The organism is Streptomyces sp. NPDC004284 (assembly GCF_042874035.1).
GTDB lineage: Bacteria > Actinomycetota > Actinomycetes > Streptomycetales > Streptomycetaceae > Streptomyces.
Genome location: NZ_JBIAMJ010000007.1, coordinates 41,700 through 62,458 on the forward strand (window position 1 = coordinate 41,700; position 20,759 = coordinate 62,458).

General features: G+C 73.8%; 23 protein-coding genes and 1 riboswitch. Of the genes, 13 read left to right on the forward strand and 10 right to left on the reverse strand.

The annotated features are described in order from the left end of the window. The first annotated feature begins 11 nt into the window (after positions 1 to 11). From ACFYUS_RS19490 to ACFYUS_RS19515, 6 genes are all read left to right on the forward strand, one after another. The gene (locus ACFYUS_RS19490) at positions 12 to 728 is read left to right on the forward strand and encodes a TetR/AcrR family transcriptional regulator (protein WP_388853148.1); all 717 of its coding nucleotides are present in this window, start codon (positions 12 to 14) and stop codon (positions 726 to 728) included. Continuing rightward, positions 725 to 1,699, forward strand: coding sequence for a DEDDh family exonuclease (locus ACFYUS_RS19495; RefSeq protein WP_388853151.1), 975 nt, complete (start codon positions 725 to 727; stop codon positions 1,697 to 1,699). The genes ACFYUS_RS19490 and ACFYUS_RS19495 overlap by 4 nt, the downstream gene beginning before the upstream one ends. 63 nt (positions 1,700 to 1,762) lie before the next feature. Continuing rightward, positions 1,763 to 1,996, forward strand: a complete 234-nt coding sequence (locus tag ACFYUS_RS19500; RefSeq protein WP_041128576.1) for a hypothetical protein — start codon at positions 1,763 to 1,765, stop codon at positions 1,994 to 1,996. A gap of 81 nt (positions 1,997 to 2,077) precedes the next feature. Next, positions 2,078 to 2,893, forward strand: coding sequence for an SURF1 family protein (locus tag ACFYUS_RS19505; protein WP_388853154.1), 816 nt, complete (start codon positions 2,078 to 2,080; stop codon positions 2,891 to 2,893). 34 nt (positions 2,894 to 2,927) lie between these two features. Continuing rightward, positions 2,928 to 4,712 carry a glycoside hydrolase family 15 protein gene (locus ACFYUS_RS19510; protein ID WP_388853157.1) on the forward strand — a complete coding sequence of 595 codons (1,785 nt, stop codon included), beginning with the start codon at positions 2,928 to 2,930 and terminating at the stop codon, positions 4,710 to 4,712. A gap of 5 nt (positions 4,713 to 4,717) precedes the next feature. Continuing rightward, positions 4,718 to 5,473, forward strand: coding sequence for an SDR family oxidoreductase (locus ACFYUS_RS19515; protein ID WP_388853160.1), 756 nt, complete (start codon positions 4,718 to 4,720; stop codon positions 5,471 to 5,473). A gap of 16 nt (positions 5,474 to 5,489) precedes the next feature. On the opposite strand, the gene amaP is transcribed toward ACFYUS_RS19515, so the two are convergent. From amaP to ACFYUS_RS19540, 5 genes are read right to left on the reverse strand one after another with little or no spacing between them, the layout of a single operon-like run. After that, positions 5,490 to 6,077 carry an alkaline shock response membrane anchor protein AmaP gene (amaP, locus tag ACFYUS_RS19520; RefSeq protein ID WP_388853163.1) on the reverse strand — a complete coding sequence of 196 codons (588 nt, stop codon included), beginning with the start codon at positions 6,075 to 6,077 and terminating at the stop codon, positions 5,490 to 5,492. Further along, complete coding sequence (locus ACFYUS_RS19525) at positions 6,074 to 6,694, reverse strand: DUF6286 domain-containing protein (RefSeq protein WP_388853166.1); 621 nt, start codon at positions 6,692 to 6,694, stop codon at positions 6,074 to 6,076. The genes amaP and ACFYUS_RS19525 overlap by 4 nt, the downstream gene beginning before the upstream one ends. Beyond that, the gene (locus tag ACFYUS_RS19530; protein WP_388854119.1) at positions 6,691 to 7,071 is read right to left on the reverse strand and encodes a hypothetical protein; all 381 of its coding nucleotides are present in this window, start codon (positions 7,069 to 7,071) and stop codon (positions 6,691 to 6,693) included. Before ACFYUS_RS19530 ends, ACFYUS_RS19525 begins: the two co-directional genes overlap by 4 nt. Before the next feature lie 45 nt (positions 7,072 to 7,116). Beyond that, the gene (locus tag ACFYUS_RS19535; RefSeq protein WP_116161682.1) at positions 7,117 to 7,308 is read right to left on the reverse strand and encodes a hypothetical protein; all 192 of its coding nucleotides are present in this window, start codon (positions 7,306 to 7,308) and stop codon (positions 7,117 to 7,119) included. Positions 7,309 to 7,329: 21 nt separating this feature from the next. Then, positions 7,330 to 7,803 carry an Asp23/Gls24 family envelope stress response protein gene (locus ACFYUS_RS19540; protein ID WP_388853169.1) on the reverse strand — a complete coding sequence of 158 codons (474 nt, stop codon included), beginning with the start codon at positions 7,801 to 7,803 and terminating at the stop codon, positions 7,330 to 7,332. 93 nt (positions 7,804 to 7,896) lie between these two features. Between ACFYUS_RS19540 and ACFYUS_RS19545 the strand changes: the two genes are divergently transcribed. Continuing rightward, positions 7,897 to 8,586, forward strand: coding sequence for a hypothetical protein (locus ACFYUS_RS19545; RefSeq protein ID WP_388853171.1), 690 nt, complete (start codon positions 7,897 to 7,899; stop codon positions 8,584 to 8,586). A gap of 112 nt (positions 8,587 to 8,698) precedes the next feature. Here the strand turns inward: ACFYUS_RS19545 and ACFYUS_RS19550 are convergent, their stop codons facing one another. The 3 genes from ACFYUS_RS19550 to ACFYUS_RS19560 all read right to left on the reverse strand — a co-directional run bounded on the left by ACFYUS_RS19550 (position 8,699) and on the right by ACFYUS_RS19560 (position 11,805). Further along, positions 8,699 to 9,499 carry an enoyl-CoA hydratase/isomerase family protein gene (locus ACFYUS_RS19550; RefSeq protein WP_388853174.1) on the reverse strand — a complete coding sequence of 267 codons (801 nt, stop codon included), beginning with the start codon at positions 9,497 to 9,499 and terminating at the stop codon, positions 8,699 to 8,701. 133 nt (positions 9,500 to 9,632) lie between these two features. Continuing rightward, positions 9,633 to 9,854 carry a helix-turn-helix domain-containing protein gene (locus ACFYUS_RS19555; protein WP_006123601.1) on the reverse strand — a complete coding sequence of 74 codons (222 nt, stop codon included), beginning with the start codon at positions 9,852 to 9,854 and terminating at the stop codon, positions 9,633 to 9,635. A 352-nt stretch (positions 9,855 to 10,206) separates the two neighbouring features. Continuing rightward, complete coding sequence (locus ACFYUS_RS19560) at positions 10,207 to 11,805, reverse strand: ABC-F family ATP-binding cassette domain-containing protein (protein WP_388853177.1); 1,599 nt, start codon at positions 11,803 to 11,805, stop codon at positions 10,207 to 10,209. A gap of 299 nt (positions 11,806 to 12,104) precedes the next feature. Between ACFYUS_RS19560 and ACFYUS_RS19565 the strand changes: the two genes are divergently transcribed. Both ACFYUS_RS19565 and ACFYUS_RS19570 read left to right on the forward strand, forming a co-directional pair. Beyond that, positions 12,105 to 12,995: a neutral zinc metallopeptidase gene (locus ACFYUS_RS19565; protein WP_388853180.1), complete on the forward strand. Its 891-nt coding sequence runs from the start codon at positions 12,105 to 12,107 to the stop codon at positions 12,993 to 12,995. A gap of 68 nt (positions 12,996 to 13,063) precedes the next feature. Beyond that, entirely contained in the window at positions 13,064 to 13,465 is a 402-nt protein-coding gene (locus ACFYUS_RS19570) for a VOC family protein (RefSeq protein ID WP_388853183.1), read from the forward strand. Positions 13,466 to 13,490: 25 nt separating this feature from the next. Here ACFYUS_RS19570 and ACFYUS_RS19575 read toward each other — a convergent pair whose 3' ends face one another. Together ACFYUS_RS19575 and ACFYUS_RS19580 are read right to left on the reverse strand one after the other, a co-directional pair. After that, the gene (locus ACFYUS_RS19575) at positions 13,491 to 14,888 is read right to left on the reverse strand and encodes a hypothetical protein (RefSeq protein ID WP_388853186.1); all 1,398 of its coding nucleotides are present in this window, start codon (positions 14,886 to 14,888) and stop codon (positions 13,491 to 13,493) included. A gap of 88 nt (positions 14,889 to 14,976) precedes the next feature. After that, positions 14,977 to 16,104 carry an alpha/beta hydrolase gene (locus ACFYUS_RS19580; RefSeq protein WP_388853189.1) on the reverse strand — a complete coding sequence of 376 codons (1,128 nt, stop codon included), beginning with the start codon at positions 16,102 to 16,104 and terminating at the stop codon, positions 14,977 to 14,979. A gap of 367 nt (positions 16,105 to 16,471) precedes the next feature. On the opposite strand from ACFYUS_RS19580, the gene ACFYUS_RS19585 reads away from it, so the two are divergent. The 4 genes from ACFYUS_RS19585 to ACFYUS_RS19600 all read left to right on the forward strand — a co-directional run bounded on the left by ACFYUS_RS19585 (position 16,472) and on the right by ACFYUS_RS19600 (position 20,746). Then, on the forward strand, positions 16,472 to 17,740 hold the full coding sequence (locus ACFYUS_RS19585) for an anion permease (protein ID WP_388853192.1): 1,269 nt from the start codon (positions 16,472 to 16,474) through the stop codon (positions 17,738 to 17,740). A 16-nt stretch (positions 17,741 to 17,756) separates the two neighbouring features. Further along, complete coding sequence (locus ACFYUS_RS19590; RefSeq protein ID WP_388853194.1) at positions 17,757 to 17,978, forward strand: hypothetical protein; 222 nt, start codon at positions 17,757 to 17,759, stop codon at positions 17,976 to 17,978. A 113-nt stretch (positions 17,979 to 18,091) separates the two neighbouring features. Next, a riboswitch (cobalamin riboswitch) is annotated at positions 18,092 to 18,235 on the forward strand. 31 nt (positions 18,236 to 18,266) lie between these two features. Beyond that, positions 18,267 to 19,241 carry a cobalamin biosynthesis protein gene (locus tag ACFYUS_RS19595; protein ID WP_388853197.1) on the forward strand — a complete coding sequence of 325 codons (975 nt, stop codon included), beginning with the start codon at positions 18,267 to 18,269 and terminating at the stop codon, positions 19,239 to 19,241. Continuing rightward, positions 19,238 to 20,746, forward strand: a complete 1,509-nt coding sequence (locus ACFYUS_RS19600) for a cobyric acid synthase (protein ID WP_388853200.1) — start codon at positions 19,238 to 19,240, stop codon at positions 20,744 to 20,746. The genes ACFYUS_RS19595 and ACFYUS_RS19600 overlap by 4 nt, the downstream gene beginning before the upstream one ends. Positions 20,747 to 20,759: the final 13 nt, after the last annotated feature.

Below are 20,759 nucleotides of genomic sequence, written 5' to 3' on the forward strand. Positions count from 1 at the left end.
TGGGGGAATCGATGGCACGCTCCGCGCTGACCCGCGACGAGGTCCTGGACACCGCGGCCGCCCTGGTGAGGGAGCACGGCCCGGACGCGCTCACGATGCGCCGGCTCGCCGCCGAGCTGGGCACCGCGGTCACCTCGATCTACTGGCACGTCGGCAACCGCGAGTCGCTGCTCGACGCGCTCGTCGCCCGCACCGTCTCCGACCTGGGCACGATCCGCCCCCGGGGCGCGACCCCGGCCGAGCGGATCGTCTCGGTCGCCCGCGCGCTGCGCCGCGCCCTGCGCGAGCGCCCGCACCTGGTGGCGATGGTCCACGAGCGGGGTCTCACGGAGCGCATGTTCCTGCCGGCCCAGCGCGCCCTGGTCCACGAGGCGCACGCGGCCGGGCTGCGCGGGGCGCACGCCGCCCGGGCCGTGCGCGCCGTGCAGTTCCAGGTCGTCGGCTACGTCCTGGTGGAGCGCAACCGCGAGCGGGCCCCCGCCCAGTCCCCCGCCGAGGAGGAGCTGTGGCGCGGGGAGGACGCCGAGGCCGACGGGCCCCTCGCGCGCGCCCTGGCCGCGCCGATCGACACCGAGCGGCTCTTCACCGATTCCGTACGGGCCCTGGTGGAGGGCCTGCTCGCGGACGCCTCCGGGGAGACCGGGAAAGAGGCCGGGAAGGAGACCGGGAAAGAGGCCGGAAAGGACACCGGGGACGGGATTGTCGGCCGCGGGCCGTATTCTCAATGACCGTGCTTGACGACCGTACGACAGCAGCGATGTGGCCGGCCGCCTACCCGCAGGGGTACGCGGTCGTCGACGTGGAGACCACCGGACTCGCCCGCGACGACCGGATAGTGTCGGCTGCCGTCTACCGGCTGGACGCCCAGGGGAACGTCGAGGACCACTGGTACACGCTCGTGAACCCCGAGCGCGACCCCGGCCCGGTCTGGATCCACGGGCTGACCAGCGACGTCCTGGAGGGCGCGCCGCTCTTCCCGGAGATCGCGGCGGAGTTCGCGGAGCGGCTCGACGGCCGGGTGCTCGTCGCGCACAACGCGATGTTCGACTGGCAGATGATCGCCCGGGAGTACGCGCGCGCGGAGTCCGTCGCGCCCGTGCGCCAGCGGCTGTGCACGATCGCGCTCGCCAAGGAGCTGTCGCTGCCGCTGCCCAACCACAAGCTGGAGTCGCTCGCCGCGCACTTCGGTGTCGTGCAGCAGCGCGCGCACAACGCGCTCGACGACGCGCGGGTGCTCGCCGAGGCGTTCCGGCCGAGCCTGCACGCGGCGGCCGAGCGGAACGTGCGGCTGCCGCTCCTGGAGTGCCGGCCGCTGACCGAGTGGGCCTCGGCGCCCGCGCAGCCGCGGATCGGCCAGCAGTCCTCCTACCGGGCGGGCAGCTGGCGCCCCTCGCGCAAGCGCCCGCCGTGCCCGTACCCCAACCCCGGACGGTACGAGACGGACAAGCCGCTCAAGCAGGGCATGCGGGTGGCCTTCTCCGGCGACACCTCCATCGACCGCGAGCTCCTGGAGGACCGCACCGTCGAGGCCGGCCTCCACGTCGCCACCAGCGTCTCCCGGCTGACCAGCCTGCTCGTCACCAACGATCCGGACTCCGTCACCTCCAAGACCGCCAAGGCCCGGTCCTTCGGCACCCCGGTCGTCGACGAGGCCGCCTACACCCAGCTGCTGCGGGACGTGACCCCGGCAGACGGGTGACGCCCCCGGCCCTGCGGGCGTGCCGAGCTGCGCGCGCCCGCCGGGCGCTCCACCCTGTGGCGCATGGCACGTTGTGAGGTCTGCGGAAACGATTACGGCATGTCCTTCGAGGTTCATGCACAGGGCGCGATTCATGTCTTCGACTGCTTCGCCTGCGCCATCCACCGCATGGCGCCCATCTGCGAGCACTGCCGGGTCCAGATCATCGGACAGGGCGTCGAGGTCGAGGGCAGCTGGTACTGCGGCGGCCACTGCGCCCGCGCCGAGGGAAAGGTGGGCATCGTCGACAGGGTGTGAGGAAACGATCCCGGTCGGTCGGGCGAACCGACCCGAACCCCCCGTGCGAGCACCCCGCGACCCGCGCTGTACGGTCGTGGGGTGTACCGCTTCCTGTTGTCCCGGCAGTGGGTGATCCTCACCCTCGTCGCCCTCGTCCTCATCCCCACGATGATCGAGCTGGGCTTCTGGCAGTTCCACCGGCACCAGAGCCGGGTCGCCCAGAACGCCCTGATCGCGGACAACCTCCAGGCGAAGCCGCTCCCGGTCGAGGAGCTCACCTCCCCCGGCCACACCGTCCCGCGCGCCGACTACTGGCGGCAGGTCACCGCCACCGGCACCTTCGACACCGCCCACGAGGTGGTCGTCCGCCGCCGCACCTCCTCCGACGACCAGGTCGGCGTGCACGTCCTGACCCCGCTGGTCCTGCGCGACGGCAAGGTCGTCCTGGTCAACCGCGGCTGGGTCCCGGCCGCCGCCGACCAGCACTCCTACCCGCCGGTGCCGCCCGCGCCCAAGGGCGAGGTGACCGTCACCGGCCGGCTCGAGGCGGACGAGACGACGGGCGCCAGCGGCATCAAGGACCTCAAGGGCCTGCCGGACCGGCAGGTCATGCTCATCAGCAGCAAGCAGCAGGCCGAACTCATCGGCCGCGAGGTGCTCGGCGGCTACCTGGAGCTGACCGCGCCCGAGCCGGCCGGCGACAGCCCCGAGATGATCCCCGAGCCCGACCACGACTCGATCGGCCCCCACATGGCGTACGCGGTGCAGTGGTGGCTCTTCGCCGCCGGGGTGCCCGTCGGCTGGGTGATCCTGGTGCGCCGGGAGAAGCGCGACCGGGAGGCCCAGGCCGCCTCCGACGCCTCCGGATCCCCGGAGCCGGACACGACCGGGGCGCAGGCCACCGCGTCCCGCTGATTGACCGTCGCCGCTTCCGGGAACAGCCCAAAGCGTGACGCAACGTATCGACGACTACGCCCTCGTCGGCGATCTCCAGACCGCCGCGCTCATCGGCCGCGACGGGTCGGTCGACTGGCTGTGTCTGCCCCGCTTCGACTCCGCCGCCTGCTTCGCCGCCCTCCTCGGCGACGAGGAGAACGGCCACTGGCGGATCGCCCCCAAGGGCGCCACGACCTGCGCCACCCGCCGCTACGCCGAGGACTCCCTCGTCCTGGAGACCTACTGGGAGACCCGCACGGGCACCGTCAAGGTCGTCGACTTCATGCCGCAGCGGGACAAGGCCCCCGACCTGATGCGGATCGTGGAGGGGATCAGCGGCAGCGTCGAGATGACCTCGGTGCTGCGGCTCCGCTTCGACTACGGCTCGATCGTCCCCTGGGTGCGCAGGGCCGACGGCCACCGGGTCGCGATCGCCGGGCCGGACTCGGTCTGGCTGCGCAGCGAACCGCACGTGAAGACCTGGGGCCAGCAGTTCTCCACCCAGTCGGCCTTCACCGTCGCCGCCGGCGAGAAGGTGGCCTTCGTGCTGACCTGGCACCCCTCGCACGAGCCGCGCCCGGACCTCGTCGACCCCTTCGAGGCCCTGGAGCAGTGCCTCGCGGACTGGCGGGAGTGGGCCGCCCGCTGCACCTACCGGGGTCCGTACCGGGAGCCGGTGCTGCGCTCCCTGATCACCCTCAAGGCGCTCACGTACGCCCCCACCGGCGGGATCGTCGCCGCCCCCACCACCTCCCTGCCGGAGGAGCTCGGCGGCGTGCGGAACTGGGACTACCGCGCCTGCTGGCTGCGCGACTCCTCCCTCACGCTCGGCGCCCTCCTCGCCGCCGGGTACGAGGAGGAGGCGGCCGCCTGGCGGGACTGGCTGCTGCGCGCGGTCGCGGGCGACCCCGCCGACCTCCAGATCATGTACGGCCCCGCCGGGGAACGCCGGCTGCCCGAGACGAGCCTGCCGTGGCTGCGCGGCTACGCCGACTCGGCGCCCGTGCGGACCGGGAACGCGGCGGTGGACCAGTTCCAGCTCGACGTGTACGGCGAGGTCATGGACTCCCTCCACCGCGCACGTGAGGCCGGGATCCCGCCGGAGCGACACGCCTGGAACCTCCAGCTGAGCCTGCTCGGCTTCCTGGAGTCCACCTGGCGGGAGCCCGACGAGGGCCTGTGGGAGGTCCGCGGGCCCCGCCGCCACTTCACCCACTCGAAGGTGATGGCCTGGGCCGCCGCCGACCGCGCGGTCCGCACCCTGGAGTCCGACCCCTCGCTGCCGGGGGACGCGGGGCGCTGGCGGGCGATGCGGGACGAGATCCACGCCCAGGTGTGCGAGCGGGCGTACGACCCCGTGCGGAACACCTTCACCCAGGCGTACGGCTCCTCCGAGCTCGACGCCGCCACCCTCCTCATCCCGCAGGTCGGCTTCCTGCCGCCGGACGACCCCCGGGTGGTGGGGACCGTGGAGGCCGTACGGGCCGAGCTCATGCACGGCGGCTTCCTGCGCCGCTACAGCCCCGACTCCACGGCCCTGGACGGGCTGCCGGGGCAGGAGGGGACCTTCCTGGTCTGCTCGTTCTGGCTGGCGGACGCGCTGCGGCTGACCGGGCGCGCGGAGGAGGCGCGCGAGCTCTTCGAGCGGCTCCTCACGCTCACCAACGACGTGGGGCTCCTCGCGGAGGAGTACGACCCGGTGACGCGGCGTCAGCTGGGGAACTTCCCGCAGGCGTTCAGCCACATCGGCCTGGTCGGGACCGCCTTGGCGCTCGCCGCCGACGAGACGGCAGGATAGGGCCCATGGATCTGGGACTGAAGGACCGTGTGTACGTGGTGACCGGTGCGACGCGGGGGCTCGGCCGGGCCTCGGCCGAGGCGCTGCTCGCGGAGGGCGCGAAGGTGCTGGTCACCGGGCGCGAGGAGAAGACGGTCGCCGACGCGGTGGCCGAGCTGGGCGAGGGCGCGGCCGGGATCGCCGCCGACAACGCCGACCCGGGGACCCCGGCCCGGCTGATCGCCGAGGCGCGGGCCCGGTTCGGCGGCTTCGACGGCATCCTGATCAGCGTCGGCGGCCCGGCGCCGGGCTTCGCGGCGGACAACACCGACGAGGAGTGGGCGGCCGCCTTCGACACCGTCTTCCTGGGGGCCGTACGGCTCGCCCGCGCGGCCGCCGAGACGCTCCCCGAGGGCGGGGTCATCGGCTTCGTCCTGTCCGGCTCCGTCCACGAGCCGATCCCGGGCCTGACCATCTCCAACGGGCTGCGCCCGGGGCTCGCCGGCTTCGCCAAGTCCCTCGCCAACGACCTGGGCCCGCGCGGGATCCGGGTCGTCGGCCTGCTGCCGAGCCGGATCGACACGGACCGGGTCCGCTCCCTGGACGCGCTCTCCGGCGACGCGGACGCGGCCCGCGCGGCGAACGAGCTCACGATCCCGCTGCGCCGCTACGGCACCCCGGAGGAGTTCGGGACCACGGCGGCCTTCCTGCTCTCGCCGGCCGCCTCGTACCTGACGGGCCTGATGCTGCCGGTGGACGGCGGGGCGCGCGTCGGGTTCTGACCGTCGGGCGCTTCCCTCAGGTGACCCTGCGCGCCCGGTGCTTCACCGCGCGCAGGCGCGCCTCGGTGGGCAGCGCGGGCAGGCCCGTCGACGTGCGGGCGTGGGCGAGGGCCTCGGTGCTGAGGGCGGTCAGGGCGTCGCCCGGGGAGGCGTGCGGCTCCAGGAGGAGCGCGATCCTGGTCCGGGGGGCGCCGCGGCGGCCCGTGAGGGAGACCTTGGCGCGGGCCACGCCGTCCTGCGCGGTGGCGTCCGCCTCCAGGACGCCCTCCAGGGCCCGGCCGCGCAGCACCGCCGCCTCGCCGTCGCCGGTGTCGACGAGGACCTCGGCGAGCCGGGCCCGCCGGAACTGGACGAGCAGCCACCACAGGGCGAGCAGGACGACGAGCCCGAGGACGGCGATGACCGTCGGCCACCACCAGCTCTCGTCCCGCCAGCGCTGCCGCTGCGCGGTGGTGAGCAACACGTCGTCGGGGCCCGACCAGGGCCACCAGGACGGTACGGACAGGTCGAGGGCGGCCGCGAGGACGGCTCCGCCGACGAGGACGAGGAGCAGCCCGGCGAGCCCGAGCAGGACGCGGTTGACGCGCCGGAGGACGACGGTCACGTGGCCTTCCCTTCCTTCCGGGGCGGCCGGGCCACCCGTACCGTCAGCGCGGGCGGGCGGGCGAGGCCGAGCTCGTCGACGCCGGCGGCGAGGACCGTCTCCACGTCGGCGCGGACCTCGTCGAGGGGCCGGAAGTGGGACACGGCCCGGACGGCGACCTTGGCGCGTCCCATGCGCACGCGTACGGACTGCACCCCGGAGACCTCCATGACGCGGTCCCGCAGGGTGAGGGCGGCCGCCTCCCGGTCGAGTCCCGCCCGTACGTCGGTGTGCTCGCGGCGCATCGGGAGGACCGCGCGCAGCCCGGGGGTGGCGGCCAGGACGAGGAGCCAGACGCCGAGCAGGACGGCGACGGCGGCGCCGACGACGACCGCCGTGGAGTCGAGCGGCTTGGTCGCGAGGCCGTCGGCGAGCTCGCGCCGCCAGGACATCGCGGAGCGGTCGGCCCGGACGGCGGCGACGTCGTAGAGGAGCAGTCCGGCGCCGCCGAGGACGACGGCCGCGAGCAGGGCGGCGGGGATGCGGCGGACGGCCCAGAAGCGGCGGGCGGGGAGCGCGGGCGCGTCGGGCGCGGCGTCCGGCTCGGGGGTGGCGTCCGGCTCGGGGGTGGTGGTCATGCGAGGCGGCCCCTCGGCGTGGCGTGGCGGGTGTGCGCGGAGTGGAGGTGCTCGACGTGGACGGTCACCTCGTGGACCTCCAGGCCGACGAGGTGCTCCACGCGCGTGCGTACCCGGCTGCGGACGGCGCCGCACTGACGGCCGATGTCGGAGGGATAGTCGAGGTCGAGGCTCACCGAGACGCGGGCCACCTCCCGGTGGACGACCACCGAGGCATGCGGCTTCGAGCCCCCTTCGGGGACGGCGTCGAGGGCCTCTCGGGCCGCTTGGGCGGCGACCTTCGCGACGACCCGGTCGGCGATGGTGGTCGCCCCCCGGCGCCGCACCCCGTCCCCTCGCGCCCGTCCCCGTACCGGATCGTCCTCCGGGTCGTCCACCGAGCCGCCCTCCGAGTCGTCTGCCGGGTCCGTCACCACCCCGGGTCACCGCCGCCGGTCGCCGCGCTCGCGTCCCCGGAACAGATCCCCGGCTTCGAGGTCTCCGTCGAGGAAGCGACCGGCCACGAAACCGATCGCCCCGAGGGCTGCGACCAGCAGAAACGCTCCGAAGCCGCCGAAGTATCCGGCGAAGCCGAGAGCCATGCCGGCCACCAGGCCGACCACCGCCATGCTCATTACGAGCCCCTTTCGTGGCACCTACTGGAGTCGGGGCTCCGGCTCCTCTTCCTCTTCTTCGGGCAGCTTCACGTCGCTGACCGCGATGTTGACCTCGACGACCTCCAGGCCGGTCATCCGCTCCACGGCGGCGATGACGTTCTCCCTGACGTCGCCGGCGACGTCGGCGATGGAGACGCCGTAGTCGACGACGATCTCCAGGTCGAGCGCGGTCTGCACCTCGCCGACCTCGGCCTTCACGCCTCGGGTGACGCTCGCCTTGCCTCCGCCCGCGCCCGGGACCCGGTCGCGGACCGCGCCGAAGGTGCGGGAGAGACCGCTGCCCATGGCGTGGACGCCGACGACGTCGCGCGCGGCGAGGCCGGCGATCTTCTCGACGACACCGTCGGCGATCGTCGTCCGGCCCCGGGAGGCCGCCGCCCCGCCGCCGCGTTTGGTCACGGCGGTACGGCGCGGCTCGTCTGCGGAGACTTCGGAATGAGTGGTGTCCGTCATGAGACCTAGCCCCTTCTGTCATATTTCGGGGTTCTTCGCCCACATTAAGGGCGCTTGCCCGGATTCGCTCCGGGAATGCGGCAGGCTGGGGGAATGACGAGCGCTGAGGGTTGGACGGCCGCGGTACGGGATCGCTCGGCGCCGGGCAGGCTGCTGCCGCTCGGGGCGGCCGGGGACGGCGCCTGGATCACCGAGCGCGCGGCGCGGAGCGTCCTCGGCCCGGCCGCCGCGGCGGTACGGGGAGTGGTGCCGGGCGGGCTGCGGATCGGGCCCGACCCGCTGACCGAGGAGGACGGGGAGGCGTCGGCCGGGTCGCTTCCGGTGCCGCCCAGCGGGCTCGGGCCGGGGGCGCTGCGGATCACCGCGGACTTCGCGGCGGTGGCGGGCCGCCCGCTGCCGGATCTGGCCGAGGAGCTGCGGGCGGTGCTGCTCGGCGCGGCGCGCGAGGGCCTCGGGCTGCGGGTGACCACCGTGGACCTGCGGGTGACGGAACTGCTCGACACGGAGCCGCCGTCGCCGGAGCCGACCGCTCCCCCGCCGGGGCGGCCCGCTCCGGCGACGGACGATCCGGTGGCCCTGGCGGTCCTGCGGGTCGGGGGCGTGGCGGGCGTGACGGACCTGTGGGGGCCGCCGGTGCACCGGGGCCCGGATCAGGTGCGGGTCGAGCTGGCCGTCACGACCGGCCACCGCCCGCTGGACGTGGCCCGCGCCGCCCGGAGCGCCGCGACCGCGGCCGCCGAGGGGGCGACCGCGGTCACGGTACTGGTGTCGGAACTGCGCTGAACGCGCTCGCGCCGGCCCGGACCGGCCGCAGGCGCCGGACCGGCCGCACGCGCGCGTACGTCACGCGCGTGCGTCAGCCGTCAGCACGCGCACGCACGTCGGCGCGCGTGCGTCAGTCGCCGATCCCCGCGAGGTCGCGCAGGCGGCGGGCCTGGGCGGCGCGTTCGGCGGCGCGCTGGTCCTCGTAGGAGCGGCCGGAGGCGCCCTGGAGCAGCGCCTTGGTCTCGGTGACCGCGTCGCGGGGCGCCGCGAGCAGGGCGGCGGCGAGGTCCCGTACGGCCGCGTCGAGCTCGTCGGCGGGGACGGACAGGTTGGCGAGACCGATGCGCTCGGCCTCCTCCGCGTGCACGAAGCGGCCGGTGGCGCAGATCTCCAGCGCGCGGGCGTAGCCGACGAGCGAGACGAGCGGGTGCGTCCCGGTCAGGTCCGGGACGAGACCCAGGCTGGTCTCGCGCATGGCGAACTGCACGTCCTCGGCGACGACCCGCAGGTCGCAGGCGAGGGCGAGCTGGAAGCCCGCACCGATGGCGTGGCCCTGGACGGCCGCGATCGACACGAGGTCGCTGCGGCGCCACCAGGTGAACGCCTCCTGGTACTCGGCGATGAGCGCGTCGAGGTCCTCCTCGGACCCGCGCGCCATCTCCAGGAAGGACGGCTCGCCGTCGAAGCCCTCGGGCGTGAACGCCTGCCGGTCGAGTCCGGCGGAGAAGGACTTGCCCTCGCCGCGCAGAACGACGACCCGCACGCTGCCGGGCAACGACCGGCCGGCTTCCGTCAACGCCCGCCACAGAGCGGGAGACTGGGCGTTGCGCTTCGCCGGGTTGGTCAGGGTCACCGTGGCAACGGCGTCCTCGACGGTGAGCCGTACACCGTCCTTGTCGAATACGAGCTCAGAGTCGTCGAGCGTAGTCATGGGGGCGCCTCCGGTTCCGGTGCAGCACTGCATTCGAGATGCTAAGTGACTGCACAGTAACCACCTGGCCGACCGCAGGGTCGACCGGGTGCCCACCGGGAGGTCCCGGTGGACCGGTCGAGCCGCCCCGGTGTCAGGCCGAGGCCGCCTTCTTGCCCCGTGTCGCCCCGCCGCGTCCACGCAGCGTGACTCCGGACTCGCTCAGCATCCGGTGGACGAATCCGTAGGAGCGGCCGGTTTCCTCGGCCAGCGCCCGGATGCTCGCACCGGAGTCGTACTTCTTCTTCAGGTCTGCCGCGAGCTTGTCGCGCGCGGCGCCGGTCACCCGGCTGCCCTTCTTCAGAGTCTCGGCCACCCGTGCCTCCTCATGGGAAGTGCGCTCTGGACTTCTCATGATCACCCCTCCCGTCCGTCCTGGCCACCCATTCGACAAGGTCCGTGCCGCCGGGTTTGTCGACGAGTACGCCGTCATCACGAACGGAACCCTGGATTCCGGGGAGTCGGGAACACACCTTCGGACCGTCCGGTACGGGAAGCAGCAGGTCAGCACGGTAAGGGGAACACGCGTACGGCGCGGGTCTGCCGGAAGGATTCGGCAGAGCACCGCGCCGGAGGTATGAGACATCCTCACTCAGATGACGGATCACCCATGAGCCGAATGATCCAGCCCGGGATGATCACCCGGGGGCACGAGGCCCCCTCCGGGGTCAGGCGAGGGCCACCAGGTCCGCGTAGTCCGCGCCCCACAGGTCCTCGACGCCGTCCGGGAGCAGGATGATCCGCTCCGGGTCGAGCGCCTCCACGGCGCCCTCGTCGTGGGTGACGAGGACGACGGCGCCCTTGTACGTGCGCAGCGCGCCGAGGATCTCCTCGCGGCTGGCCGGGTCCAGGTTGTTGGTGGGCTCGTCGAGGAGCAGCACGTTCGCCGAGGAGACGACCAGGGTCGCGAGCGCGAGCCGGGTCTTCTCGCCGCCGGAGAGCACGCCCGCCGGCTTGTCGACGTCGTCGCCGGAGAAGAGGAAGGAGCCGAGCGTCTTGCGCACGTCGACGAGGTCGAGGTCGGGCGCGGCCGAGCGCATGTTCTCCAGGACGGTCCGCTCGGGGTCGAGCGTCTCGTGCTCCTGGGCGTAGTAGCCGAGCTTCAGGCCGTGGCCCGGGGTGACCTCGCCGGTGTCGGGCTTCTCGACGCCGCCGAGGAGACGCAGCAGGGTCGTCTTGCCCGCGCCGTTGAGGCCGAGGATGACGACGCGCGAGCCCTTGTCGATGGCGAGGCTGACGTCGGTGAAGATCTCCAGGGAGCCGTAGGACTTGGAGAGCCCCTCGGCCGTCAGCGGGGTCTTGCCGCAGGGCGCCGGCTCGGGGAAGCGGAGCTTGGCGACCTTGTCGGAGGCGCGCACCGCCTCCAGGCCGGAGAGCAGCCGCTCGGCGCGCTTGGCCATGTTCTGCGCGGCGACGGTCTTGGTGGCCTTGGCGCGCATCTTGTCGGCCTGCGAGTTGAGCGCGGCGGCCTTCTTCTCGGCGTTCTGGCGCTCGCGCTTGCGGCGCTTCTCGTCGGCCTCGCGCTGCTGCTGGTAGAGCTTCCAGCCCATGTTGTAGACGTCGATCGTGGAGCGGTTGGCGTCCAGGTAGAAGACCTTGTTCACCACGGTCTCGACGAGGTCGACGTCGTGGGAGATGACGATGAAGCCGCCGCGGTAGGTCTTCAGGTAGTCGCGCAGCCAGACGATGGAGTCGGCGTCGAGGTGGTTCGTGGGCTCGTCGAGGAGCAGGGTGTCGGCGTCGGAGAAGAGGATCCGGGCGAGCTCGACGCGGCGGCGCTGACCACCGGAGAGGGTGTGCAGCGGCTGGCCCATGACCCGGTCGGGCAGGCCGAGGGCGGCGGCGATGGTGGAGGCCTCGGCCTCGGCCGCGTACCCGCCCTTGGTCAGGAACTCGGTCTCCTGGCGCTCGTACTGCCGCATCGCCTTGTCGCGGGTGGCGCCCGTGCCGTTGGCGATGCGCTCCTCGTTCATCCGCATCTTCTTGATGAGCGCGTCGAGGCCGCGGGCGGAGAGGACGCGGTCGCGGGCCAGGACGTCGAGGTCGCCGGTGCGCGGGTCCTGCGGGAGGTAGCCGACCTCGCCGGAGCGGGCGATGGTGCCGCCGGCGGGCTGGCCCTCGCCGGCGAGGCACTTGGTGAGGGTGGTCTTGCCCGCTCCGTTGCGGCCGACGAGGCCGATGCGGTCGCCCTTGGCGACGCGGAAGGAAGCGGATTCGATGAGGACGCGGGCGCCGGCGCGCAGCTCGATGCCGGAAGCGGTGATCACGGACAGACTCCAGGGCGGTGGGAAACGGCGGAAGAGACGACTGGTGGCAGGCTTCGACGCCGCTAATGCACCCAGGGAAGAATGTCCCAGGGGCTCAGATCCCAGGGGAGAATGTCCATACGGCCAGTCTAACGGGCGTCTGCAACTGGTTTTCGGCCACGCGGGCCACGGGGACGCTTTCGAATCTTTCTCACATTCCCGCCGTCGCCTCTCAAAAGGGGCGAAAAGCGCCGTATCGCCTGATACTCGGCGCAGGGCGGCGGCCACCGCCGCGACAGCGACGCGGAGGGTGGTGGACCGTGCAGTTCGACGACGACGCCGACCTGGACACCTCGGAGGTGCGGGATGTCCGCGGCAGCCGCGTCCCGGGCGGCAGGGCGACCGTCGGCGGCGGCATCATCGGCCTCATCGCGCTGGTCCTGGGCGTGCTCTTCGGGGTGGGCCCCGACCAGCTCGGGCTCTCCTCCGGCGGGGACGAACCGGTCGCGTCCTCCTCGTCCGCGGCCCAGGTGGACCAGAGCTGCAAGAAGGGCTCGGACGCCAACGCGCGCCAGGACTGCCGGATCGTCGCCGTCGTCAACAGCGTCCAGGACTACTGGCGGAGCGAGTACCCGCGCCGGGGCGGCACCTACGGGAACGCCGCCACCGTGATGTTCAGCCGGCAGGTCGGCACCGCGTGCGGCTCGGCGACCTCGGCGGTGGGGCCCTTCTACTGCCCCGGCGACCGGCAGGTCTATCTGGACCTGGGCTTCTTCGACGAGCTGCGGACCACGTTCGGGTCGAGCGGCGGGCCCTTCGCCCAGGCGTACGTGGTGGCGCACGAGTACGGCCATCACATCCAGAACCTGATGGGGACCCTGAGCCGCGCCCAGGACGGGCGGACCGGCGCGGACTCCAACGCCGTGCGGGTCGAGCTCCAGGCCGACTGCTACGCCGGGGTCTGGGCGCGGCACGCGACGACCACCCCCGACGAGAAGACGGGCCGGCTGCTGCTGACCAGGTTCACGGACGAGGACATCCGGGACGGCCTGGACGCGGCGGCGGCCGTGGGCGACGACCGGATCCAGGAGAGGTTCCAGGGCCGGGTGACGCCGGAGAGCTGGACGCACGGCTCGGCGGCGCAGCGGCAGCAGTGGTTCCACGAGGGCTACCGGACCGGCGACATGGCCCGGTGCAACACCTTCCGGTGAGTTGTCAGTGGCGGCTGCCAGACTGAGATCCAGGTCACATCGGGGCTCATCGAGAGGGAGTGATCGGGATGGCTGGGACGCCCGACATCTGTCCGGCACTGCGCTACCAGGACGCGAAGGCCGCGATCAAGCAGCTCACGGAGGGCTTCGGCTTCTCCGAGCACGCCGTGTACGAGGGCGAGGACGGCCGCGTGATGCACGCCGAACTCATCTGCGGGAACGGCATGGTGATGCTCGGCAGCAAGGGCAGCGGCACGGCGTTCGACGCGCTCATGGCCGAGGGCGGGCCGACCGCGGTCTACGTGCGCGTGGACGACGTCGACGCGCACCACGACCGGGCGGTGGCGGCCGGCGTCGAGATCGTGATGCCGCCGACGGACCAGGAGTACGGCTCGCGGGACTACACGGCCCGGGACGCCGAGGGCAACGTGTGGAGCTTCGGTACGTACGCCCCCGGCGCCGCCGGGTAGTTCCGGGGCGGACGGGCCCTGGCGCTCAGGCCCCGCCGTTGTGGACCTGGAAGGCGGCCCGGCGGACCGCCTTGGCCAGGGCCGGGTCCGGGTGGGCCGCGGCCAGGGCGACCAGGACCTGGACGGTGCGGGGGTGGCCGATCGCGCGGACCTCGTCGAGCAGCGCCGGGACGGTGCCCTGCACGGCGGAGTCGAGGTGGCGGACGAGCAGCTCGCTCTCGCCGTGGTCGGCGACGGCCGCCGCGGTGTCGACCCAGAGCCAGGTCGACTCCTCGCGGGTCAGCACCTCCTGGGCGTCGTCGGGGTCGGCCCCCTCGTACTCGGCGAGCCAGAGCAGCGCGTACGGGCGCAGCGGGGGCTCGGCGACGGTGGCGCGCACCTCGGCCTCGGCGGGCGCGCCGACGACGCGGAGCGCCTCGAAGGCGAGCCCCCGCAGGAGGGCGTCCTCGCCGCGGGCGACGGCGAGGAGTTCGCCGACGGCGCTGGAGAGCGTGCGGGCCGCGAGCCAGGCGCGGTACTCGTCGCGGGCCGGGCCCGGGGTGAGCCGGGCGCAGCCGCGGAGCATGTCCTCGGCGGACTGCTCGATGTTGCCCGCGGGGCTCTGCGCGGCGACGCAGATCTGCTCCAGCTTGACCCAGACCGCCCAGTTGCCGAGCGGGGTCAGGGTGGCGTGGCGCTCGTCGGTGCCGGGGTCCAGGGTGAGCGCGCCGACGGCGGCCAGGCCCTCCAGGGCCCAGTCGAGGAGGGCGGGCAGGCCGTCGACGGCCGGGGTGTCCGCGGCCTCGGGGGCCTGCTCGGCCGCGGGGACCTCGCAGCGCTCCTCGCGGAGCTCCTCGACGCGCTGGCCGAGGAGGTCGAGGAGGGCGGGGACCAGGACCGGGCCCTGGGAGAGCTGGAGCAGCGAGAGGACCTGCGGGACGGCCTCGACGACCTCGGCGACGGCCGCCGCGGCGACCCTCTCGGGGGCCGGGTGCACCAGGGACCAGGCGTCGAAGAGGGCGACCCAGCCGCGCAGGACGGCGGAGTCGTCGCGGTCCCAGGCGTGCAGCCGCCAGCCGGGGCGGGCGGTGTCGCCGTGCAGTTCGACGAGTCCGGCGAGCCGGGCGCGGTCCCAGCCGGCCCGGACCTGGCCGGGCGTCAGGTCCAGTGCGGCCGCGGCCCGTTCCTGGGCGGGGCCGGTACGGGGTGCCGTGTCGGCGCCGCGCTCGACGGCGGCCCAGCGGGCGATCCGTACGGCGTCGGCGAGGACACGCCGGGCCTGCCGGGCGAGCTCCGCCCGGGGCGGAGTCCCCTCGGGCGGCCGCGGCGCCGGCCGGGTGCGCCGGGTCGTCACGGCCCGTCGGGCGGTGGCCAGCGCCTGCGGGCGGACGAGTCGGAGTCTGGAGTTGCGCGCCAATGGTTCATCGGGCTTTCGAGACGTCACGGGGGCAGTCTTCCCGCTGACGGCCCGAAAGCCCAATCGGAATCGGACGCCCCGTCGGAACGGGCGCCGCGAGGGCCCGGGAGCGGCCTCAGAACAGGGGGGTGAGGAAGCGGCGCAGGGACTCCTCGTAGGGGACCGGGTCGGCGTTCCACATCGAGGCGTGCGGGGCGTGCCGCACGGTCTTGAGGCTGACCTGGCCGGGGCGGCGGGCGGCGAGCTCGACGGAGGGTTCCCAGGGGGCGATGGTGTCGTCGGGGCCGTGGAAGAGGAGGACGGGGACGCGCAGGGCGTCCGGTTCCGAGGCGATCCGGAGGAGGTCCGGGTGCGGGCCGGTCCTGCCCTGGGCGGCGCGGACGGCGAGCGGGAGCAGGGGGGCGGGGACGTGGGAGGCCGCCGCGAGGTTGCGGAGGGTGGCCTCCCAGTCGAGGACCGGGGAGTCGAGGACGAGGCCGCTGATCCGGTCGCGCACGCCCGACTCGGCGGCGGCGCGCAGGGCCATCGAGGCGCCGGTCCCCCAGCCGTGCAGGACGACCTTCCGCGCGCCCCGGCGGACGGCGTAGCGGATGGCGGCGTCGACGTCGCGCCACTCGGAGTCGCCGAGGTGGGCGAGGCCGTCCGGGGAGGCGGGCGCCCCTTCGTCGCCCCGGTAGGCGGGGACGAGGACGGGGATCTTGCGGCGGTTGAAGAAGGGGACGAGGTTCAGCGGGTGCTCGCGGGTGGTGCCGAGGCCGTGCAGGGCGATCACCCAGGTGGTGCGGGGGCCGGCCACGAGCCAGGCGGGCAGCGGGCCGAGCTCGCCGGGGATCTCGACGTCCTCGTGGGCGAGCCCGAGGGCGCTGAGCGGGGTGCCCCGGTGCAGCTGGGGGGTGAGCCGGACGCGGGCCCCCGGTCCGAGGACGCCGAGTTCGACGCGCTCCAGGCGGCGGACGACGGTGTCGGCGGTGTGGGGGACCCGGTCGAGGACGGGGCCGAGGACGGCGTGCAGTCCGGGGGCCTCCATCCCGTACGTGCCGGGGCGCAGCGAGGCGAGGCTGCGGGTGAGGGTGACCCGCTCGGGTTCCGTGGCGTGCACGGTGAGCCTGGGGTCTCCGGGCAGTGGTCGTTCGGACGGTGTCCTGAGGGCGACATCGCTGGCGTACCGGCCGGCCGCCACCACGGCCGCGCCGACACCGATCAGGGTGGTGACGGCCGCTGCCGTCGCTGTAGCCGGGCGCACGCTCCCAGTCTCGGCAGGACGGCCCGGGCCTGCCACCGGACGGACCCGGGCGGGGGGGGAACCGGAGGGTTCGCCCCGGGGAGTGACATGAGTCTCGTCGAGGGGGTCCCCCGGTCGGATGGTCCTGTCCAGGGAGCGGAACCGGGCGGACGGGGAGGAGACGGGGTGGGTCGCACGGGCCCGGCGAGGAGCGGGATTACCCGTGGTTCCGGGGTGACCGCATCGTGGACACCGGTCACGCCGGAGGGCTAAGCGGAATCTCTTGACACCGGTTAGGGACACCACGTCGCCCGCCCCAGTTCATCTTCCGTTCACCCAGGTTGCCTACGTTCGACGAGCCACTGACGTCAAACGATTGCCTGGGTAAATGGAACACATCACGCTGCTGCTCGCCATTGTGGTCGTGACAGCTCTCGTGTTCGATTTCACGAACGGTTTCCACGACACCGCCAACGCGATGGCCACGACCATCTCGACCGGTGCTCTCAAGCCCAAGACGGCGGTGGCCATGTCCGCCGTGCTGAACCTCGTCGGCGCCTTCCTGTCCGTGGAGGTCGCCAAGACGATCTCCGGCGGGATCATCAACGAAGAGGGCATTCGCACAGAAGTGATCTTCGCGGCGCTCGTGGGCGCCATCCTGTGGAACCTGCTGACCTGGCTGCTCGGACTGCCGTCCAGCTCGTCCCACGCCCTCTTCGGCGGCCTCATCGGCGCCGCGGTCATGTCGGCCGGCTGGTCCGCCGTGAACGCCCCGACCATCGTCACCAAGGTCCTCATCCCGGCCGTCGCCGCCCCGATCGTCGCGGGTCTCGCCGCGACGCTCGCCACCCGGCTGACGTACAAGATCGGCGCGAAGACCGACGAGAAGCACACCGCCAAGGGCTACCGGGCCGGCCAGATCGCCTCCGCCGGTCTCGTCTCCCTCGCCCACGGCACCAACGACGCCCAGAAGACGATGGGCATCATCACCCTCGCCCTGGTCACCCAGGGTGTCGTCGCCCCCGGCTCGAACCCGCCCCTGTGGGTCATCGTCTCCGCCGGCATGGCGATCGCGCTCGGCACCTACCTCGGCGGCTGGCGCATCATCCGCACCATGGGCAAGGGCCTCACCGACCTCCGGCCGCAGCAGGGCTTCGCCGCCCAGACCAGTGCCGCCACGGTCATCCTCGCCTCCTCGCACCTCGGCTTCTCCCTCTCCACCACCCAGTCCTGCTCGGGTGCCGTGATGGGCGCCGGTCTCGGCCGCAAGGGCGGTGTCGTCCGCTGGTCGACCGCGACCCGGATGTTCGTCGCCTGGGGCCTGACGCTGCCCGCCGCCGCCGTGGTCGGCGCCGGTGCCGAGTTCCTCACCAAGCAGGGCACCTGGGGCATCGTCGCCGTCGCGGTCCTCCTCGTCGCCGGCTCGGGCGTCATCTGGTCGCTGTCCCGCCGCAAGCCGGTCGACCGGCACAACGTCACGGACGACGACATCGACGGCGACGCCGAGCCCGCGGGTGTCGTGACCACCGCGATCGCGGCCGTCACCCCGCCGCCGGCCGGTTCCGTCGCCGCCGTCGCGGACGAGGACCTGAAGACCACCATCCCCGCGCCGGTCCCCACGGACCCGGCCGCTCCCCCGGCCACCGCCGCGGTCTAAGGAACTGGAACCAAGCATGAAGATCGACTGGGCAGCCCTCGGCTCCGTCTTCGGAGTCAGCCTCGTGACGACCGTCGCCCTCGTGGGCCTCTTCACCCTCGGTGTCGTCGGCCTCTCCAAGCAGGAGCAGGCCGCCGCCCAGGGAGGCTCCGCCGCCCTGGCCCGCACCGGCGCCTACGCCTGCTTCGCCCTGTGCCTGGCGGCCGTGGCGTACGGCATCTACCTGATCGTCGCCTGACGGTCCCCGGTACCCCCGGCCGGGCGGTCCGCACCTCGTGTGCGGGCCGCCCGGCCGTCGTGTTTGTGGTGCTTCGCACAGTGACGCGATGCAGGTCAAGGGTGAGTTGACGGCTGTTCTCGGGCCGTGGTGGACTGCCGGGGCCATACGGCGGCAGGAGAGGAAGTCCGGTGCGATTCCGGCGCGGTCCCGCCACTGTGACCGGATCCCGAGGGGTCCGGGAGTCAGGAACTCTCGCCGCCGGTCACGTCGATCCAGGGCGCGGACCCTGAGTGAGGACACAGCGCCATGCCCGGCCGCAGCCCCACCCCGTCCAGAACCACCGGTGTCTTCGCGTACGGCGCGGCCGCCGGTCTCGCCGTCGATCTGCTCGTCGGCGACCCCCGCCGCGGCCATCCCGTCGCCGCCTTCGGCCGGGCCGCGGGCCGGGTCGAGAAGGCCCTGTGGCACGACCACCGCGGCTGGGGCGCCCTGCACACCGCCGTCTGCGCCGGCGCCACCGTCGCGGCCGGCGCCCTCGCCGCCCGTACGGTACGGGGCAGCCGCGCGGCCTCCGTCGCCCTCACCGCCGCCTCGGTCTGGGCCGTCGTCGGCGGTACGACCCTGGGCCGCGAGGCCCGCGCGATCGGCGGCGCCCTCGCCGCCGGGGACCTGGAGGTGGCCCGGGAACGGCTGCCGCACCTGTGCGGGCGCGACCCGCAGTCCCTCGACGGCCCCGCGATGGCCCGCGCGGTCGTCGAGTCCGTCGCCGAGAACACCTCCGACGCGGTCGTCGGCGCCCTCTTCTGGGGAGCGGTCGCGGGCGTGCCGGGCCTGGTCGGCTTCCGCGCGGTGAACACCCTCGACGCGATGGTCGGCCACAAGTCCCCCCGCCACCGGCGCTACGGCTGGGCCTCGGCCCGCCTCGACGACCTGGCCGGCTGGCCCGGGGCCCGGCTGACCGCCGTCCTCGCCACCGTCGCCGGCGGCGATCCGCGCGGGGCCGCACGGGCCTGGCGCGAGGACGCGGCCAAGCATCCGAGCCCCAACGCGGGACCCGTCGAGGCCTCCTTCGCGGGCGCCCTCGGCGTACGGCTCGGGGGGACCCTCTCGTACGCCGGGCGGGTCGAGCACCGGCCCGTGCTCAACGGGGAGGGGCGGCCCGTCGAGGTCGCCGACATCGACCGCGCGGTCCGGCTCTCCCGCCGGGTCACCGCACTGACCCTGGCCGCCTGCGTGGGCGGCCGCATGATCGCGAGCGCACTGAAGCGGAGGAACGCATGAGGGGTGGGGGGCTGCTCGTCGCCGGGACCACGTCCGACGCGGGCAAGAGCGTCGTCACGGCCGGCATCTGCCGCTGGCTGGTCCGGCAGGGGATCAAGGTCGCGCCGTTCAAGGGACAGAACATGTCCCTGAACTCCTTCGTCACCCGGGAGGGCGCCGAGATCGGCCGCGCGCAGGCCATGCAGGCGCAGGCGGCCCGGGTCGAGCCGACCGCCCTGATGAACCCGGTGCTGCTCAAGCCCGGCAGCGACCGCTCCAGCCAGGTCGTCCTCATGGGCAAGCCGGTCGGCGAGATGAGCGCCCGCGGCTACCACGGAGGGCGGCAGAAGACCCTCTTCGAGCCGGTGATGGCGTGCCTGGAGGAGCTCCGGGGCACGTATGACGCCGTGATCTGCGAGGGGGCGGGCAGTCCGGCCGAGATCAACCTGCGGCGCACGGACATCGTGAACATGGGCATCGCGCGCGCCGCGAAGCTGCCCGTCGTCGTGGTCGGGGACATCGACCGGGGCGGGGTCTTCGCCCAGTTCTTCGGGACGACGGCGCTGCTCGCGCCCGAGGACCAGGCGCTCGTGGCGGGCTACCTGGTCAACAAGTTCCGCGGCGACGTGACGCTGCTGGAGCCCGGACTCGACATGCTGCACGGCCTCACCGGACGCCGGACCTTCGGTGTCCTGCCGTACGCGCACGGGCTCGGCATCGACGAGGAGGACGGCCTGCGGGTCTCCCTGCGGGGCACCGTCCGCGAGTCCGTCGTCGCGCCGCCGGTCGGCGCGGACGTGCTGCGGGTCGCCGTCTGCGCCGTACCGCTGATGTCCAACTTCACCGACGTCGACGCGCTCGCCGCCGAACCGGGCGTCGTCGTCCGGTTCGTCGACCGGCCCGAGGAGCTCGTCGACGCCGACCTCGTCGTCGTGCCGGGCACCCGGGGCACGGTCAGGGCGCTGGCCTGGCTGCGCGAGCGCGGCCTCGCCGACGCCCTCGTCCGGCGCGCGGCCGAGGGCCGGCCGGTCCTCGGCATCTGCGGCGGCTTCCAGGCCCTGGGCGAGCGCATCGAGGACGAGGTCGAGTCGAAGGCCGGGGTCGTCGACGGGCTCGGGCTGCTGCCCGTACGGGTGCGGTTCGGGGTCGAGAAGACCCTCGCCCGGCCGGTCGGCGAGGCGCTCGGCGAGCGGGTCGAGGGGTACGAGATCCACCACGGCGTCGCCTCCGTGGAGGGCGGGGAGCCGTTCCTCGACGGCTGCCGCGCCGGCTCCGTCTGGGGCACCCACTGGCACGGCTCCCTGGAGAGCGACGGCTTCCGCCGGGCCTTCCTGCGGGAGGTCGCCGCGGCGGCGGGCCGGCGGTTCGTGCCCGCGCCCGACACCTCGTTCGGCGCGCTGCGCGAGGAGCAGCTCGACCGGCTCGGCGACCTGATCGAGGAACACGCGGACACGGACGCGCTGCTGCGGCTGATCGAGGGCGGGGCGCCGGAGGGGCTGCCGTTCGTGCCGCCGGGGGCGCCGTGACGCCGGGCCGTCC

What these genes read in the sequence shown, in the direction of transcription:
- ACFYUS_RS19490 (WP_388853148.1), top strand. Translation starts at nt 12, where the DNA reads ATGGCACGCTCCGCGCTGACCCGCGACGAGGTCCTGGACACCGCGGCC.
- ACFYUS_RS19495 (WP_388853151.1), top strand. Translation starts at nt 725, where the DNA reads ATGACCGTGCTTGACGACCGTACGACAGCAGCGATGTGGCCGGCCGCC.
- ACFYUS_RS19500 (WP_041128576.1), top strand. Translation starts at nt 1,763, where the DNA reads ATGGCACGTTGTGAGGTCTGCGGAAACGATTACGGCATGTCCTTCGAG.
- ACFYUS_RS19515 (WP_388853160.1), top strand. Translation starts at nt 4,718, where the DNA reads ATGGATCTGGGACTGAAGGACCGTGTGTACGTGGTGACCGGTGCGACG.
- ACFYUS_RS19525 (WP_388853166.1), bottom strand. Translation starts at nt 6,694, where the DNA reads ATGACCACCACCCCCGAGCCGGACGCCACCCCCGAGCCGGACGCCGCG.
- ACFYUS_RS19535 (WP_116161682.1), bottom strand. Translation starts at nt 7,308, where the DNA reads ATGAGCATGGCGGTGGTCGGCCTGGTGGCCGGCATGGCTCTCGGCTTC.
- ACFYUS_RS19540 (WP_388853169.1), bottom strand. Translation starts at nt 7,803, where the DNA reads ATGACGGACACCACTCATTCCGAAGTCTCCGCAGACGAGCCGCGCCGT.
- ACFYUS_RS19545 (WP_388853171.1), top strand. Translation starts at nt 7,897, where the DNA reads ATGACGAGCGCTGAGGGTTGGACGGCCGCGGTACGGGATCGCTCGGCG.
- ACFYUS_RS19550 (WP_388853174.1), bottom strand. Translation starts at nt 9,499, where the DNA reads ATGACTACGCTCGACGACTCTGAGCTCGTATTCGACAAGGACGGTGTA.
- ACFYUS_RS19570 (WP_388853183.1), top strand. Translation starts at nt 13,064, where the DNA reads ATGGCTGGGACGCCCGACATCTGTCCGGCACTGCGCTACCAGGACGCG.
- ACFYUS_RS19585 (WP_388853192.1), top strand. Translation starts at nt 16,472, where the DNA reads ATGGAACACATCACGCTGCTGCTCGCCATTGTGGTCGTGACAGCTCTC.
- ACFYUS_RS19590 (WP_388853194.1), top strand. Translation starts at nt 17,757, where the DNA reads ATGAAGATCGACTGGGCAGCCCTCGGCTCCGTCTTCGGAGTCAGCCTC.
- ACFYUS_RS19595 (WP_388853197.1), top strand. Translation starts at nt 18,267, where the DNA reads ATGCCCGGCCGCAGCCCCACCCCGTCCAGAACCACCGGTGTCTTCGCG.
- ACFYUS_RS19600 (WP_388853200.1), top strand. Translation starts at nt 19,238, where the DNA reads ATGAGGGGTGGGGGGCTGCTCGTCGCCGGGACCACGTCCGACGCGGGC.